Raw genomic sequence first — 13,966 nt, forward strand, 5'->3', positions numbered from 1 at the left:
GCAAAGGCGCAGTCAGCATTTGTGATAGACCCCAAGCCAGGAGCTGGTGGTTCCCAGCAGGCCGTTGGAAATCCGCCAAGCGAAGTCGAAACCTTGATTCAACACCTTGGTGAGCGGGGAGAGCGGGGTGTCCGGAATATAGAAGGATCGCCATAGGCGCGTGCGCCATGGGTCACGGAAAAAGTGGATATCCTTGAGCACGATCCGCTCCTGGGCACCGAACGACAGTGGCGAAGTCGACTGGCCGAAAGCATGCCGAATGCTCTGCGGATAATAGGGGCGCACGTGGGAAAAATCATGAAAGAATCGTTCGCCCAGGATCGGGCTGATCATCACCAGCCGACCCTCGGGCGCGAGCAGCGCTATCAGCCGGTCGAGCAGATGTAGAAGCTGGTTGGGGTCCAGATGCTCGATCAGATGGCTGAGGAAAATCACATCGAAGCGTTGCCCGAGAGTCTCCAGCTGTGATTCGTGCAGTGCCTCGAAGCCTGCGGTCTTGGCTTGCTCGATATAGTGCGCATTGATATCCACACCGGTGACCTGCAATCCCAGGTCACGGAACATGCGCATGTACTTGCAATGCCCCATGCCGTAATCCAGGACGGACAGAGGGGCCGTGCGCTCGATACTCCAGAGCTCGAACAATTGCTGCACTTTCCGGCTTTCGAGTGTCTGGTAGTGGGCCGCGAAGCGATTGGCGTCGAGCAACTCAAACATGGCTCGCCTCGGTCAACTTGAGCATGACGGCATGGCCGTTAAGGTTGCGAAGCAGGAAATAGTCTGGATGATCAGCCAGATCTTCCACCAGTTTGGCGACGCCTTCACATCCCCAGAAACCGTAGTCGTCGAATACGATCACCCCATGTCTGTTGAGGCGCGGTGTGACCCACTCGAAGATGTCCAAGGCTGATTGGTAGGTATCGACGTCGATATGGCAGAACGAGAAACTGCGGCCCTCGGCATCTCTACCTGTCTCTTCTGGAAAGGTGCCCTGCAGCAATGTGGCGCGGTGCTTCAGTTGCTCGCTAGCGAGCAAAGCAGCCACGTTTTGCAGGCTGGTGTCGGCATGTTCGCCGCCCTGATACAGCGTGTCGTTGGCACCGGCTTTCACCACGCCGCAGAAGGTATCGCAAAGCAGCAGTTGTTTATCAAGGCCCAGCTGTGCCAGGCGCTTGGCAGTCAGCAGTCCGGTGCCGCCTTTCCATACGCCGACTTCGATGACATCGCCAGCCACCGAGGCGGTTTGTCGAAGCAGGTCCCAGAGTTCATGACAACGGTAGATATCGACCAAGGTCATGCCCTGGATACGCTTGAATACCGCCATGAAATCAGCATCGGCATACCAGGGTGAATACGTGGCCCTGGATATGAGCGCCGAATGCGGAAAATCCTTGTCCAGCGGTTCGATCCAGGTGTCACGCAGACGGCGCATGACCAGGCGACGGTTGTGGTCGGATTTCACGGTTTTCACGAAAGAAACTCCAGGGCGTCAACGTCGAAGACCGGTATCGCGCAATGACTGGCGACATCCAGGCGCTCCGGGAAATGGTTGTCAATGAAGATCGAGTTGGCGTGAATGAACGCGGATTTGGCTCGGCCATCAGTGATATGGATGATGTCGTCGAACAGTTCGACTGCGATGCGTGCCTTGCGCAGGGTGGCGCAGGGATCGCTTGCATGGCGGGTAATCAAGACCAAGCGCTTACCCTTGCTCTGCATGCGATAGAGGAAGTGCAGTGTCGATGGGATGGCGCGGCCGTCGCGAATGACGGTTTCGTCGAGGTCGACATAGACGGTATCGAATGACCAGTCGAGCTGCACGACGGTGAGGATGCGCCGCTCGACCACACTGACAGCACCCTGCGGCAACGCACTCACGCGTCGTAGCAAATGATCATGGACGGCCATCAGTGGCAGATTCACGCCGATTGCGCGTTGGGCAACCATCGACCCGGATACCCGGCAACTTATTTCCAGGAGCTTCCAACGTTGCTCGCGGTCACGCTTGAGTTGGAAGAACCACGGTCCGCGCAAACGCAGACGTTCGTTGAGGGTGGCAGCTATGGTGTCGATCGCGGGGTCTGGCGGGGGAAACGTGCTGCGCATGGAAATTCCTCCACGTACCCGGTCGCGGTTGCGTGGGCCGACCCAGCGCAGCTCGTGCTGAAAGTCGCTGAAGCAATCGACGGTGATTTCCTGCCCAGGCATGTACTCCATCAGCAGCGGTAAATGAGTCCGTTCCAGGGCCGCACGCGCTTGCTGCGCATCGAATACTCGCTCGAACCCCTGGCCCCCCTGACCAAGATCGGGTTTCACCACCGCTGGCCACTGCTTGACATCTTCAGGCGTGGCGTAAAGCTCAGGCGCCCAGGATTGGTCGGCGAAAGCGGCATAGGTCAATGTCTTGCGACGGGCAATCGCGCAGGTTTCAGCGTCACCGTTGACCAATGTCGCTGCGAACTGGTCAGCGCGTTCGCTGAGGTAGGCCTGGACGGTGTCATGGGTCGCGAACACCAGGTCGATCTGCCACGCCTGCAACAAGGTAGAGAACGCCTCATCGAACCCTGCTTCATCGATACGAGGGAGGCCGCCCCGATAATTGGCGAACAGTTGGCGGCCATGGTCGTCGATGCTGGACGCACCGAACAGGTTGACATGGATCGAATGCGTCAGCGCCTGATGGATCTCCGAAGCGTTTTCGGAGCCGCAGGGAAATACCAGAACATTCACTGCCATCGGTCAGCTACCTTGCCCTTCGATGATGATGGAGAGGATGCGTTCCTGGGTTGCCACATCAAGGTCTGGATAGATGGGCAGGCACAGCACCTGACGCGAGGTTTGCTGAGCGATGCGCAGCTTGTCCAGGTTGGCGCTTTCGAGTCCTCGGTACATGGGGAACTCACAAATCAGTGGGTAGAAGTAACGACGTACCAGAATATCGACGGCGCGGAAGCGCTCGTAGAGTTCATCTCGGCTCATCCCGAAGCGTTCGCCATCGACCATGATCGGGCAGTACGCGTAGTTCCACTCGACATTGGCCGGAGGGGGCATCAGGGTGATGCCTTCAACGCTGGCCAGTCGGTCGCAATAGCGCTCGAAGATCGTGCGGCGCTGACCCAAGGCGTGGTCGATATGGCGCAGTTGCAGCAGGCCGAATGCTGCTTGTAGCTCATTCATCTTGCCGTTGATACCAGGGGCGATGACTGTCACCTCATCGGCGAAACCGAAGTTCTTCAGGTAATCGATACGTCGCTTGGTCTTCTCGTCCTGACAGACGATTGCGCCTCCTTCGAAGGTGTTGAAAACCTTGGTGGCGTGGAAACTCAACACCGAGACATCGCCGTGATTTAGAACGCTCTGGCCGTCCAGGCGTACGCCAAACGAATGAGCCGCGTCATAGATCACTTTCAGTCCGTAGGTGTCCGCCACCTGCTGAATACCTTCCATGTCACATGGGATGCCATAGCAATGCACAGGCATGATCGCAGTGGTGGCCGGCGTGATGGCCTCCACGATGCGTTGCGGATCGAGGTTGTTCGTGCGAGGGTCGATGTCGACGAACACGGGTTTGAGGCTGTTCCACAGCAGGGAGTGGGCGGTGGCCACAAACGAGTAGGGGGTAGTAATGACCTCGCCGGTAATGCGCAGGGCCTGGAGGGCTGTGACGAGCGCGAGCGTGCCGTTGGAGAACAACGAGATGTACTTGACGCCCAGATGCTCCGCCAGCGCTTGTTCCAACTGCTGGTGAAATTGGCCGCAGTTGGTCAAGAAACGGCTGTCCCAGATCTGCTCCAGATACGGAATGAACGATTCTAGAGGTGGCATCAGGGGGCTTGTGACTGTTATAGGCTTTGCCATGGGACGGTGCTCGCGCTAACGATAGGGCTGCCGCGCCTGACACGGGCATCTGAAATTCCGATGACCGTCGTCGTGTCAGTTAACCGACAGCGAAGGCAATGTTAAGAAGCGCTTAGCAAGAAGCTGGCCAATCGCTCATGAGCCAGATTTAGTGGATTGGCGGTATAGTCGTGACTTGGCAGTCGAAACGTGCATCTTTAATCTATTGAGTCCGTGGGTAGCTCTGTCGGCATCGCGTGCAAAGGTCGCACGGCGGTGACGCAGCACCTGCGAATTTTCGCCATTTCCATCGGGAAGCCACAATGATTGGCATCAAAAGCATCGCCAGTTACGTACCTGTCGAAGGCGTTGACAACTACGCCCAAGGTGCGAAGTTCGGCAAGGATCAAGATTTCATCTTCGGCAAGATCGGCTCGACCTTCTTGCCGCGCAAGGAAGCCACCCAGGAAACCTCCGACCTGTGCGTCGAGGCTGCCAAGAATCTCTTCGCTGCCAATCCATCGCTGGACCCGGCATCCATCGATGCCGTGATCGTCGTTACCCAGAACGGTGATGCCGAAGGGCTGCCGCATACTGCCGCGATCGTCCAGCACAAGCTAGGCCTGTCGACGGCCATTGCCGCTTTCGATATCTCTCTGGGCTGCTCCGGCTATGTTTATGGCCTGTACGCGATGAAAGGCTTCATGGAAGCGGCCGGTCTCAAGAATGGCCTGCTGATTACCGCCGACCCCTATTCGAAGATCGTCGACCCCGAGGACCGCAACACTACAATGCTGTTCGGTGACGCTTCGACCGCCACTTGGATGGCGGAAGGTGCTATCTGGCAGCTTGGCAAGTCGCTGTTTGGCAGCGATGGTGCGGGTGCCGAGCATTTGCGTACTACTGATGGCAAGTTCTTCATGAATGGCCGTCAGGTCTACAATTTCGCGTTGGTCAAAGTCCCGGCGCACCTTCAGCAGCTTCTTGAGGCCAGCCACCTTACCTCTGGCGACATCGACCTTTATTGCCTGCACCAAGGTAGCGCGGCCATCGTCGATGCCGTGTCGGCCCGTTTCAATGAAGGTGAACACAAGCAGAAGTTCGTCAAGGACATGGTCGAGACCGGCAATACCGTGTCGTCCAGCATTCCACTGCTGCTGGAGAAGCACGTGCTGGGCTCGACGCACAAGCGTGTCGCCCTGAGCGGTTTCGGTGTTGGCCTGTCCTGGGGCTCCGCGATCATCGAACGGTGCGATTGACCGTTCATCCGCGTTGTAGACGCCGCCGCCTTCCCCGGCGGCGTTTTCTTTTCTGCTTATTGAAGTTTGCGTCTGTAATCTGGCGTCAACCTATTGATTTCATTGGGCTGGCAGGGTGCCAGCAAAAAAATTCGAAAATCCTCTAAAGCAACCCGCCCTGACGACGATAACTATTACGAAGGTTCTCTGTGCCACACCCGGCGAATTGCCAAGGCCGGAAGCCGTAGTACCCAATCCAACGAGGAATTCGTCATGGCTTTGACCGTTAACACCAACACCACCTCTCTTGGCGTTCAGAAAAACCTGAACCGTGCTTCCGATGCACTGAGCACCTCGATGACCCGTCTGTCCTCCGGCCTGAAAATCAACAGCGCCAAAGACGACGCCGCCGGCTTGCAGATCGCTACCCGCATGACCTCGCAGATCCGCGGTCAGACCATGGCGATCAAAAACGCCAACGACGGTATCTCCATCGCCCAGACCGCTGAAGGCGCGATGCAAGAGCAAACCAACATTCTGCAGCGTATGCGTGAACTGGCCGTTCAGTCGCGAAACGACTCTAACAGCACCCAAGACCGTGCCGCTCTGGACAAAGAGTTCCAATCGATGGCTTCGGAACTGACCCGTATCGCCGAGTCCACCCAGCTGAACGGCAAGAACCTGCTGGACGGTTCCGCTTCGGTCATGACCTTCCAGGTTGGCTCGAACACCGGTGCTTCCAACCAGATCCAGATCGACCTGAGCGCGAAGTTCACCGCTTCCGACCTGGGTGTTACCAGCTCAATCAACATCCAAGGTTCCGACACCACCACCGCCGAAGCCAACTTCAGCGCTGCTGTTTCGGCCATCGACGCCGCTCTGCAGACCATCAACACCAACCGTGCTGACCTGGGTGCCGCGCAGAACCGTCTGACCAGCACCATCAACAACCTGCAGAACATCAACGAGAACGCCGAAGCTGCCCGTGGCCGTGTACAGGACACCGACTTCGCTGCTGAAACTGCCCAGCTGACCAAGCAGCAGACCCTGCAGCAAGCTTCGACCTCGGTTCTGGCCCAGGCCAACCAGCTGCCATCGGCAGTACTGAAGCTGCTGGGCTAATCTGCCTAGTTGCTGGCGGGGGAGTGCTCTTGCGGTGCTTCCCCGCCTTTTCATTGCGAGGTGGTGGGCATGGACATGAGCGTTAAGCTGAACCTGTCTTATCCGGCCGCACGATCGGCCGAGCAGGTTGCCGAGAAACCGGTTGTCCGGTCGACGGAGCAAGTTAAAACCGACGATGACAAAAAGGCCCCGCTGGCGGTAGAAAATACCGACAAGGTCAAGAGCGCCGTCGCTGAAATCGAAAAATTCCTCAAGGCGTCACAGCGCAATCTGGAATTTTCCACGGATGAAGAATCCGGCAAGATCGTTGTCAAAGTCATCGCTACCGACAGTGGTGAGCTGATACGCCAATTGCCCTCGGAAGAGGCGCTGCGGATCGCCCACAGCCTGAGCGATGTCAACAGTGTTCTGTTCGACGCCAAGGTATGATCGGCGGCGGACACAAATGAAGTGAGGGTCCCGCAGGAGCGGGCCTGACGCGTCGAGAGAGGAACTACAGCATGGCAAGCCCGATTACTTCCGGTACTGGCCTTGGGTCCGGTCTGAACATCACTGAGATCGTGAGTGCGCTGGTTACCGCTGACACGGCGGCGAAGAAGGCGCAGATCACTCGCCAGACCAGCAACAATACCGCGATGATTTCGGGCATTGGCTCGCTGCGCAGTGCCCTGACGGCGTTCCAGGATGCCATGAAGACCCTCAACGACAAAGACGCTCCGGCCTTCAATGCCTTTGCCGCCACATCCGGCAATGAGGCTGTGGTCAAGGTCAAGTCGAGCAATACCGCGGTAGCCGGTAGCTATGACATCAAAGTGGTCAACCTTGCGACTTCGTCCAAGGTCGCCAGCCAGTCGTTCAGCGGCGGGGCGAGCTCGGCCATTTCCCAGGGCGAACTGACCATCTCCCAGGGCGGCACCGATTACAAGCTTCAGGTGGGTGCCGGCGCCACGCTGCAAAGCGTGCGTGACCAGATCAACAAAGAGCTGGGCGCCAAAGGCCTTTCCGCCAACATCGTCAACGAAGAGGGTGGTTCGCGGCTGGTCATCGGTTCCACCACCACCGGTGCGGGCTCCGACATCTCCGTATCGGGCATTTCCGAGCTCGCGATAGACGGCACCGCCAAGATGACCGGCACCGGTGCGGGTTACATTACCGACCTTGCCAAGGATGCCGAGCTGACCATCGACGGCCTGACCGTCAAGAGCGCTAAAAATACCATCGACGATGCCATCAGTGGCATGACCCTGGAGCTGACCGGTGCGACGCCAAGCGGCGCTAGCGGTACGGCGACCAAAGTAACGGTTGCGGCCGACAACGATGGCATGAAGAAGTCGGTGCAGAGTTTTGTCGACGCCTACAACACGCTGCAGAAGGCAATTACCTCGCTGACTTCCACCTCGCGCGATGATGACGACAACCTGATACTTGGCCCGCTGACCAACGACCCGACCACCCGGTCGTTGTTAGGCGATGTGCGCAAGGTGTTGAGCGAGGTCGGCAGTGGTGATCAGTTGACCACCTTGAGTCAGTTGGGTATCAACACCCAAAAAGACGGCACGCTGGAGTTCAACAGCACCAAATTTACTGCGGCGATGACTGACAAGAAGCTCGGCACTGAGGTTCAGGAGCTGTTCACCGGTACCAACGGCATCTTCGAACGCATGAATAAGGCGATCGACCCCTATAATGCGACCGATGGCAGCCTGGCCACGCGCAAGGCCAATCTGGATAGCGTTGCCAAGAATCTTGCCGATCAGCAGGCAGCGCTGGACCGCCGCACCGAGTCGCTGACCGAGTCGCTGACCAAGAAATACGTGGCCCTGGATACCGCGCTGGGCAAGATGAAAGCCCAGGCCGACCAGATCACCTCGATCTTCGAGGCGATCAACGCCCAGGCCAAGAAATCCTGATCGGTTGAGCATGCCAAAAGCCCGGCGGCGTCTGTCAGACGCGCCGGGCTTTTTGTTTTGGGCCTAAAGTTTTTTGACGTACCGGCGATACACAGGGTACAAGCAACCTTTTTCGCAGCAACGAGGTAGATCCATGAACCCGATGTTGGCCCTTCGGCAGTATCAGAAAGTCAACGGCGTGGCCCAGACGTCCGAAGCCAGCCCGCACCGCCTGGTACAGATGCTCATGCAGGGCGGTCTTGATCGCATGGCTCAGGCCAAGGGCGCGATTGCGCGCAACGATGTCGCCCAGAAGGGTATCCTCATCGGCAAGGCCATCGACATCATCGGTGGCCTGCGTGAAGGCCTGGACCTGGACAATCATGCCGACACCCTTGCCGAGCTCGACAGCCTGTACACCTACATGAGCCGGCGCCTGATCGAAGCCAATGTGAAAAGCGACCCTGCCATCATCGATGAGGTGGCGCGTTTGCTGATCACCGTCAAGGAAGGTTGGGACGCGATCGGCGATCCGTCGGCGGCTTCCTGAGCAAGGAGGATGACATGAGCGAAGTAATCACCCGTATCGAGCAAACCCGTGAGCTGCTGCTGTCTGCGCTGGCCAGTCGGGACTGGGATGCGGTGGGGGAGCTGGACCTGGAGTGCCGTCTGCGCATCGGTGACTTGCTCGACGACGCTCAGGGCAAGGAGGCCGAAGTGCGTGACAGCCTGGAGCAGTTGCTGGGGGTCTACCGGCAACTAATCGAAGTTGCAAGCGGTGAACGTCAATCGGTAGTCGACGAGATGGTGCAAATCCGTCAGGCGAAAAACGCTGCTAAGGTATACCATCTGTTCACTTGACCACAGATGTCCTAAAAGCCGTGCGCCATTAATTTGACTGCATACTTTTTTTTGACTTTACTAGTGGCTGTTTTCGAATTTCAGACGTCCGAACACTGACCATTCAGTCTGAATGATGTCGCGCACGCCTTCGGGCGCCGATATGACTAGGGAAGTTGCTATTGCATGTGGCGTGAAACCAAGATTCTCCTGATCGATGACGACAGCGCCCGCCGCCGCGATCTGGCGGTGGTCCTGAACTTTCTCGGCGAAGAAAACCTGCCCTGCTCCAGCCAGGATTGGCAGCAGGTGGTGGGGGCGTTGTCTTCCAGTCGTGAAGTGCTCTGCGTGCTCATCGGAACCGTGAATGCTCCAGGCAATGTGCTTGGGTTGCTTAAGACAGTGGCTGGGTGGGATGAGTTCCTTCCGGTGTTGCTGATCGGCGAAATTTCTTCTGCGGAGTTCCCGGAAGAGCTTCGTCGTCGCGTGTTGTCCAACCTCGAGATGCCGCCCAGCTACAGCCAGCTGCTCGACTCCCTGCACCGGGCCCAGGTCTATCGCGAGATGTACGACCAGGCCCGTGAGCGCGGCCGTCAGCGCGAGCCTAACCTGTTCCGCAGCCTGGTTGGCACCAGCCGCGCCATCCAGCATGTTCGGCAGATGATGCAGCAGGTCGCCGACACTGACGCCAGCGTACTTATTCTGGGTGAGTCCGGTACTGGCAAGGAGGTGGTCGCGCGCAACCTGCATTACCACTCCAAGCGCCGCGAAGCGCCGTTCGTGCCGGTCAATTGCGGGGCGATCCCGGCCGAGTTGCTGGAGAGCGAACTGTTCGGCCACGAGAAGGGTGCGTTCACGGGCGCCATCACCAGCCGTGCCGGGCGTTTCGAGCTGGCCAATGGCGGCACGCTGTTCCTCGACGAGATCGGCGACATGCCGTTGCCGATGCAGGTCAAGCTGCTGCGTGTGCTGCAGGAGCGTACCTTCGAGCGGGTTGGTAGCAACAAGACCCAGAGCATCGATGTGCGCATCATCGCCGCGACCCACAAGAACCTTGAGACCATGATCGAGGGTGGGACCTTCCGCGAAGACCTGTACTACCGCCTCAACGTGTTCCCGATCGAGATGGCGCCGTTGCGCGAGCGTGTGGAAGACATTCCGCTGCTGATGAACGAGCTGATTTCGCGCATGGAGCATGAGAAGCGTGGCTCGATACGTTTCAACTCTGCTTCGATCATGTCGTTGTGCCGGCATGGTTGGCCGGGTAACGTCCGCGAGCTGGCCAACCTGGTCGAGCGCATGGCGATCATGCACCCGTACGGGGTGATTGGTGTTTCGGAGCTGCCAAAGAAATTCCGCTACGTCGACGATGAAGACGAGCAGTTGGTGGACAGCCTGCGCAGTGACCTGGAAGAGCGCGTGGCTATCAACGGCCATGCGCCGAGCTTTGCCAGCCATGCCATGCTGCCGCCTGAGGGGCTGGACCTCAAGGATTACCTGGGCAGCCTGGAGCAGGGGCTGATCCAGCAGGCGCTGGACGATGCCAACGGTATCGTGGCGCGGGCGGCTGAACGTTTGCGTATTCGCCGCACCACCCTGGTGGAGAAGATGCGCAAGTACGGCATGAGCCGTCAGGGCGGTGAGGAACAGGCGGAAGATTGACTTCGCCTGTACCGCCACTATCGCCGGCAAGCCGGCTCCCACATGGATTTGCGTCGGCTTTAAGAAATTTTGCTTGCACAGGTAAAGCGCAGGCCTGAAGAACTGCGCGGTCGTGGTGGGAGCCGGCTTGCCGGCGATAGGGCCCGAGCAGGCAGCACAAACCCCCAGCCCCGGCACGGCTATTGCTACACCGCTGGCATCACACCGTTTTTATGACGGTCAGCCACGCGAGAGAGCACGATGCCCCAGGCCGCCCACTTTTCCCGAGTCCCTGATCCGCAGGGGCCTACCCCCGTCGAACAGGAGAGTCGACAGGGGCTGGAGCAGGCGTTCGCCCTGTTCGACCAAGTCTCCACCCAGCTCAACCAGTCCTACAGCATGCTCGAGGCCCGCGTCAGTGAGCTCAAGGGTGAACTGGCGGTAGTCGGCGCCCAGCGCATGGCCGAGCTGAACGAGAAAGAGCGCCTGGCCAATCGCTTGCAGAACCTGCTGGCCCTGCTGCCCGGCGGGGTGATCGTCATCGATGACCAAGGCCTGGTACGCGAAGCCAATCCGGCGGCCTGCGAACTGTTGGGTGAGCCCTTGCTCGGCCAATTATGGCGCCAGGTGATCGCCCGCAGCTTCGCCCCGCGCAAGGATGACGGGCATGAGGTGTCCCTGCGCGATGGCCGCCGTTTGTCCATTGCCACGCGTTCGCTGGATGCCGAGCCAGGGCAGTTGGTGCTGCTCAATGACCTGACCGAAACCCGTCGCCTGCAGGACCAGTTGGCACGCCATGAGCGCCTGTCGTCATTGGGGCGCATGGTCGCTTCGCTGGCCCATCAGATACGCACACCGCTGTCGGCAGCCATGCTCTATGCCAGCCACCTGGCCGAAGACGAGCGTGAGCTTGCGCCAGAGACCCGCCGGCGTTTCGCCGGCAGCCTCAAGGAGCGTCTGCACGAACTGGAACACCAGGTGCGCGATATGCTGGTGTTCGCCCGCGGCGAGCTGCCACTGGGTGACCGGGTGAGCCCAAAGGGCCTGTTCCAGGCCTTGCAGCAAGCCGCCCACCCTCATGTCCAGGGCCATGCCGTGCGTTGGCAGTGCGACAGCCACTTGGGTGAGTTGCTGTGCAATCGCGACACCCTGGTCGGCGCCATCCTCAACCTGATCGAGAATGCTCTGCAGGCCAGCGTTGGCGCTGCGCGGCTCAAAGTGCACCTGTATCGGCGCGAACACACCCTGCACCTGTGCATCAGTGATGCCGGCAGCGGCATCGATGCCGAGCTCCTGGGGCGGCTCGGTGAGCCGTTCCTCACGACCAAGGCTACCGGCACCGGGCTCGGCTTGGCCGTGGTCATGGCCGTGGTGCGGGCGCACCACGGTAAGTTGCAGCTGCGCTCCAGGGTCGGGCGCGGCACCTGTGTGAGGGTGGAGTTGCCATTGATCGGCGGGCAGCCTGCGGAGGTCGCATGATGCTCATCAAGGTGTTGTTGGTCGAGGATGACCGGGTACTGCGCCAAGCGCTTGGCGATACCCTGGAGATCGGCGGTTTTGCCTATCGTGCTGTGGGCAGCGCTGAAGAAGCGTTGGAGGCGGTGCAAAGCGACGGCTACAGCCTGGTCATCAGTGACGTGAACATGCCGGGCATGGATGGGCATCAGTTGCTGGCGCACCTGCGCCGCCAGCACCCGCAATTGCCCGTGCTGCTGATGACTGCTCACGCTGCCGTGGAGCGCGCTGTCGAGGCGATGCGCCAGGGCGCTGTGGATTACCTGGTCAAACCCTTCGAGCCCAAGGCGCTGCTGAGCCTGGTCGAGCGTCATGCCGCCGGGCGCCTGAGTGCGGCCGAGGACGATGGGCCGGTGGCCTGCGAAGCTGCCAGCCGTCAACTGCTGGAGCTTGCCGCGCGTGTGGCGCGCAGCGATTCGACCGTACTCATCTCGGGTGAGTCGGGCACGGGCAAGGAAGTGCTTGCGCGGTACATTCACCAGCAGTCGCCGCGTGCGGCGCAGCCATTTGTCGCGATCAACTGCGCGGCCATCCCGGACAACATGCTCGAGGCCACTTTGTTCGGCCACGAGAAAGGCGCTTTCACCGGCGCCATTGCCGCGCAGGCCGGTAAATTCGAGCAGGCTGAGGGCGGCACGCTGCTGCTCGATGAGATTTCTGAAATGCCTCTGGGCCTGCAGGCCAAGCTGTTGCGTGTGTTGCAGGAGCGTGAGGTTGAGCGGGTAGGGGGGCGCAAGCCGATTACCCTGAACATCCGCGTGCTGGCAACCAGCAACCGCGACATGGCCGGTGAAGTGGCGGCCGGGCGTTTCCGTGAGGACCTGTTCTATCGCCTGTCGGTGTTCCCGTTGGCCTGGCAGCCGTTGCGCGAACGTGCCGGCGACATCCTGCCCTTGGCCGAGCGCCTGCTGGCGCGGCACGTGGCGAAGATGAAGCATGCGCCGGTGCGTCTGTCGGCGGCGGCGAAGGCCTGCCTGCAGGCCCATGCCTGGCCGGGCAATGTGCGTGAGCTGGACAACGCGTTGCAGCGGGCGTTGATCCTGCAGCAGGGTGGGGTGATCGAAGCGGCGGATTTTTGTCTGGCCGGCGCCATTCCCTTGTCGGCGGTTGCGCCCGCCACGCCGCTGCCCGTCGCGGTCGAGCCGGCAGCTGATGCCGGTGGCCTGGGCGATGACATGCGCCGCCACGAGTTCCAGATGATCATCGACACGTTGCGCGCCGAGCGCGGTCGCCGCAAGGAGGCTGCCGAGCGGCTCGGCATCAGCCCACGTACCCTGCGCTACAAGCTTGCGCAAATGCGCGATGCCGGACTGGACGTGGAAGCCAGCCTTTTTGGGTGAGCTTCAAGCTACAAGCTACAAGCTACAAGCTACAAGCTACAAGCTACAAGCAAGAGCAAGAGCGCCGCAGTCCAGCTTGCAGCTTGAAGCTTGAAGCTTGAAGCTTGAAGCTTGCAGCTCCCAGCTAGCTGGCACTGTTGTTGCTTTAGAAGGGCTATCCGCCGCATGAGTGTCAAAAAAATGCGGCAGCCGGAGAGAGAAGTTCATGAGCCAAGGTGTTGAATTCAATCGTCTGATGCTGGACATGCGTGCCATGCAGGCCGATGCCATGTCGCTGCCCAAAGCCACTGCTGCGCCCGAATTGGCAGAAGGCCAGAGCAGCTTCGCCGACATGCTCGGCCAAGCCATCGGCAAAGTGCACCAGACCCAGCAGGCGTCGACCCAGCTCGCCAATGCGTTCGAGATCGGCAAGAGCGGCGTCGACCTGACTGACGTGATGATCGCTTCGCAGAAAGCCAGCGTTTCCATGCAAGCGCTGACCCAGGTACGCAACAAGCTGGTCCAGGCGTACCAGGACATCATGCAGATGCCGGTTTGAGGACGG

Annotated in this window: 14 protein-coding genes; 10 read left to right on the top strand and 4 right to left on the bottom strand. The window is 59.7% G+C overall.

What is annotated here, in order from left to right; all coding sequences use genetic code 11:
• Positions 1 to 12: 12 nt before the first annotated feature.
• Genes ACIPZH_RS09715 through vioA form a run of 4 tightly spaced genes read right to left on the bottom strand, consistent with a single transcriptional unit; the run spans position 13 to position 3,858 of the window.
• The gene (locus tag ACIPZH_RS09715; protein ID WP_400636043.1) at positions 13 to 717 is read right to left on the bottom strand and encodes a class I SAM-dependent methyltransferase; all 705 of its coding nucleotides are present in this window, start codon (positions 715 to 717) and stop codon (positions 13 to 15) included.
• On the bottom strand, positions 710 to 1,432 hold the full coding sequence (locus ACIPZH_RS09720) for a TylF/MycF/NovP-related O-methyltransferase (protein WP_400636044.1): 723 nt from the start codon (positions 1,430 to 1,432) through the stop codon (positions 710 to 712). The genes ACIPZH_RS09715 and ACIPZH_RS09720 overlap by 8 nt, the downstream gene beginning before the upstream one ends.
• 35 nt (positions 1,433 to 1,467) lie before the next feature.
• Positions 1,468 to 2,736, bottom strand: a complete 1,269-nt coding sequence (locus ACIPZH_RS09725; protein WP_400636045.1) for an ATP-grasp domain-containing protein — start codon at positions 2,734 to 2,736, stop codon at positions 1,468 to 1,470.
• A gap of 3 nt (positions 2,737 to 2,739) precedes the next feature.
• The gene (gene vioA / locus ACIPZH_RS09730; RefSeq protein WP_400636046.1) at positions 2,740 to 3,858 is read right to left on the bottom strand and encodes a dTDP-4-amino-4,6-dideoxy-D-glucose aminotransferase VioA; all 1,119 of its coding nucleotides are present in this window, start codon (positions 3,856 to 3,858) and stop codon (positions 2,740 to 2,742) included.
• 302 nt (positions 3,859 to 4,160) lie between these two features.
• On the opposite strand from vioA, the gene ACIPZH_RS09735 reads away from it, so the two are divergent.
• The 10 genes from ACIPZH_RS09735 (at position 4,161) to fliE (ending at position 13,960) form a co-directional block, all read left to right on the top strand.
• Positions 4,161 to 5,096, top strand: a complete 936-nt coding sequence (locus ACIPZH_RS09735) for a ketoacyl-ACP synthase III (RefSeq protein ID WP_400636047.1) — start codon at positions 4,161 to 4,163, stop codon at positions 5,094 to 5,096.
• A gap of 252 nt (positions 5,097 to 5,348) precedes the next feature.
• Complete coding sequence (locus tag ACIPZH_RS09740; protein ID WP_400636048.1) at positions 5,349 to 6,197, top strand: flagellin domain-containing protein; 849 nt, start codon at positions 5,349 to 5,351, stop codon at positions 6,195 to 6,197.
• A 69-nt stretch (positions 6,198 to 6,266) separates the two neighbouring features.
• On the top strand, positions 6,267 to 6,626 hold the full coding sequence (locus ACIPZH_RS09745; protein WP_400636049.1) for a flagellar protein FlaG: 360 nt from the start codon (positions 6,267 to 6,269) through the stop codon (positions 6,624 to 6,626).
• 71 nt (positions 6,627 to 6,697) lie between these two features.
• The gene (gene fliD / locus ACIPZH_RS09750; RefSeq protein WP_400636050.1) at positions 6,698 to 8,107 is read left to right on the top strand and encodes a flagellar filament capping protein FliD; all 1,410 of its coding nucleotides are present in this window, start codon (positions 6,698 to 6,700) and stop codon (positions 8,105 to 8,107) included.
• A 133-nt stretch (positions 8,108 to 8,240) separates the two neighbouring features.
• Positions 8,241 to 8,636: a flagellar export chaperone FliS gene (fliS, locus tag ACIPZH_RS09755; protein ID WP_400627479.1), complete on the top strand. Its 396-nt coding sequence runs from the start codon at positions 8,241 to 8,243 to the stop codon at positions 8,634 to 8,636.
• Between the two features lie 14 nt (positions 8,637 to 8,650).
• The gene (gene fliT, locus ACIPZH_RS09760) at positions 8,651 to 8,947 is read left to right on the top strand and encodes a flagellar protein FliT (RefSeq protein WP_400627481.1); all 297 of its coding nucleotides are present in this window, start codon (positions 8,651 to 8,653) and stop codon (positions 8,945 to 8,947) included.
• A gap of 165 nt (positions 8,948 to 9,112) precedes the next feature.
• Positions 9,113 to 10,588 carry a transcriptional regulator FleQ gene (gene fleQ / locus ACIPZH_RS09765; protein WP_241804581.1) on the top strand — a complete coding sequence of 492 codons (1,476 nt, stop codon included), beginning with the start codon at positions 9,113 to 9,115 and terminating at the stop codon, positions 10,586 to 10,588.
• Positions 10,589 to 10,828: 240 nt separating this feature from the next.
• Complete coding sequence (locus tag ACIPZH_RS09770; RefSeq protein ID WP_400636051.1) at positions 10,829 to 12,046, top strand: sensor histidine kinase; 1,218 nt, start codon at positions 10,829 to 10,831, stop codon at positions 12,044 to 12,046.
• Positions 12,046 to 13,422 carry a sigma-54 dependent transcriptional regulator gene (locus ACIPZH_RS09775; RefSeq protein WP_267824047.1) on the top strand — a complete coding sequence of 459 codons (1,377 nt, stop codon included), beginning with the start codon at positions 12,046 to 12,048 and terminating at the stop codon, positions 13,420 to 13,422. The genes ACIPZH_RS09770 and ACIPZH_RS09775 overlap by 1 nt, the downstream gene beginning before the upstream one ends.
• Before the next feature lie 205 nt (positions 13,423 to 13,627).
• Positions 13,628 to 13,960 carry a flagellar hook-basal body complex protein FliE gene (gene fliE, locus ACIPZH_RS09780; RefSeq protein ID WP_012315525.1) on the top strand — a complete coding sequence of 111 codons (333 nt, stop codon included), beginning with the start codon at positions 13,628 to 13,630 and terminating at the stop codon, positions 13,958 to 13,960.
• Positions 13,961 to 13,966: the final 6 nt, after the last annotated feature.

Origin of the sequence: Pseudomonas sp. NPDC089758 (assembly GCF_044748705.1) — a bacterium.
Lineage (GTDB): Bacteria > Pseudomonadota > Gammaproteobacteria > Pseudomonadales > Pseudomonadaceae > Aquipseudomonas > Aquipseudomonas putida_X.

Excerpts from the sequence above, each read along its gene's own strand:
- ACIPZH_RS09715 (WP_400636043.1), bottom strand. The coding sequence starts at position 717 with ATGTTTGAGTTGCTCGACGCCAATCGCTTCGCGGCCCACTACCAGACA.
- ACIPZH_RS09720 (WP_400636044.1), bottom strand. The coding sequence starts at position 1,432 with ATGCGCCGTCTGCGTGACACCTGGATCGAACCGCTGGACAAGGATTTT.
- ACIPZH_RS09725 (WP_400636045.1), bottom strand. The coding sequence starts at position 2,736 with ATGGCAGTGAATGTTCTGGTATTTCCCTGCGGCTCCGAAAACGCTTCG.
- vioA (WP_400636046.1), bottom strand. The coding sequence starts at position 3,858 with ATGGCAAAGCCTATAACAGTCACAAGCCCCCTGATGCCACCTCTAGAA.
- ACIPZH_RS09735 (WP_400636047.1), top strand. The coding sequence starts at position 4,161 with ATGATTGGCATCAAAAGCATCGCCAGTTACGTACCTGTCGAAGGCGTT.
- ACIPZH_RS09740 (WP_400636048.1), top strand. The coding sequence starts at position 5,349 with ATGGCTTTGACCGTTAACACCAACACCACCTCTCTTGGCGTTCAGAAA.
- ACIPZH_RS09745 (WP_400636049.1), top strand. The coding sequence starts at position 6,267 with ATGGACATGAGCGTTAAGCTGAACCTGTCTTATCCGGCCGCACGATCG.
- fliD (WP_400636050.1), top strand. The coding sequence starts at position 6,698 with ATGGCAAGCCCGATTACTTCCGGTACTGGCCTTGGGTCCGGTCTGAAC.
- fliS (WP_400627479.1), top strand. The coding sequence starts at position 8,241 with ATGAACCCGATGTTGGCCCTTCGGCAGTATCAGAAAGTCAACGGCGTG.
- fliT (WP_400627481.1), top strand. The coding sequence starts at position 8,651 with ATGAGCGAAGTAATCACCCGTATCGAGCAAACCCGTGAGCTGCTGCTG.
- fleQ (WP_241804581.1), top strand. The coding sequence starts at position 9,113 with ATGTGGCGTGAAACCAAGATTCTCCTGATCGATGACGACAGCGCCCGC.
- ACIPZH_RS09770 (WP_400636051.1), top strand. The coding sequence starts at position 10,829 with ATGCCCCAGGCCGCCCACTTTTCCCGAGTCCCTGATCCGCAGGGGCCT.
- ACIPZH_RS09775 (WP_267824047.1), top strand. The coding sequence starts at position 12,046 with ATGCTCATCAAGGTGTTGTTGGTCGAGGATGACCGGGTACTGCGCCAA.
- fliE (WP_012315525.1), top strand. The coding sequence starts at position 13,628 with ATGAGCCAAGGTGTTGAATTCAATCGTCTGATGCTGGACATGCGTGCC.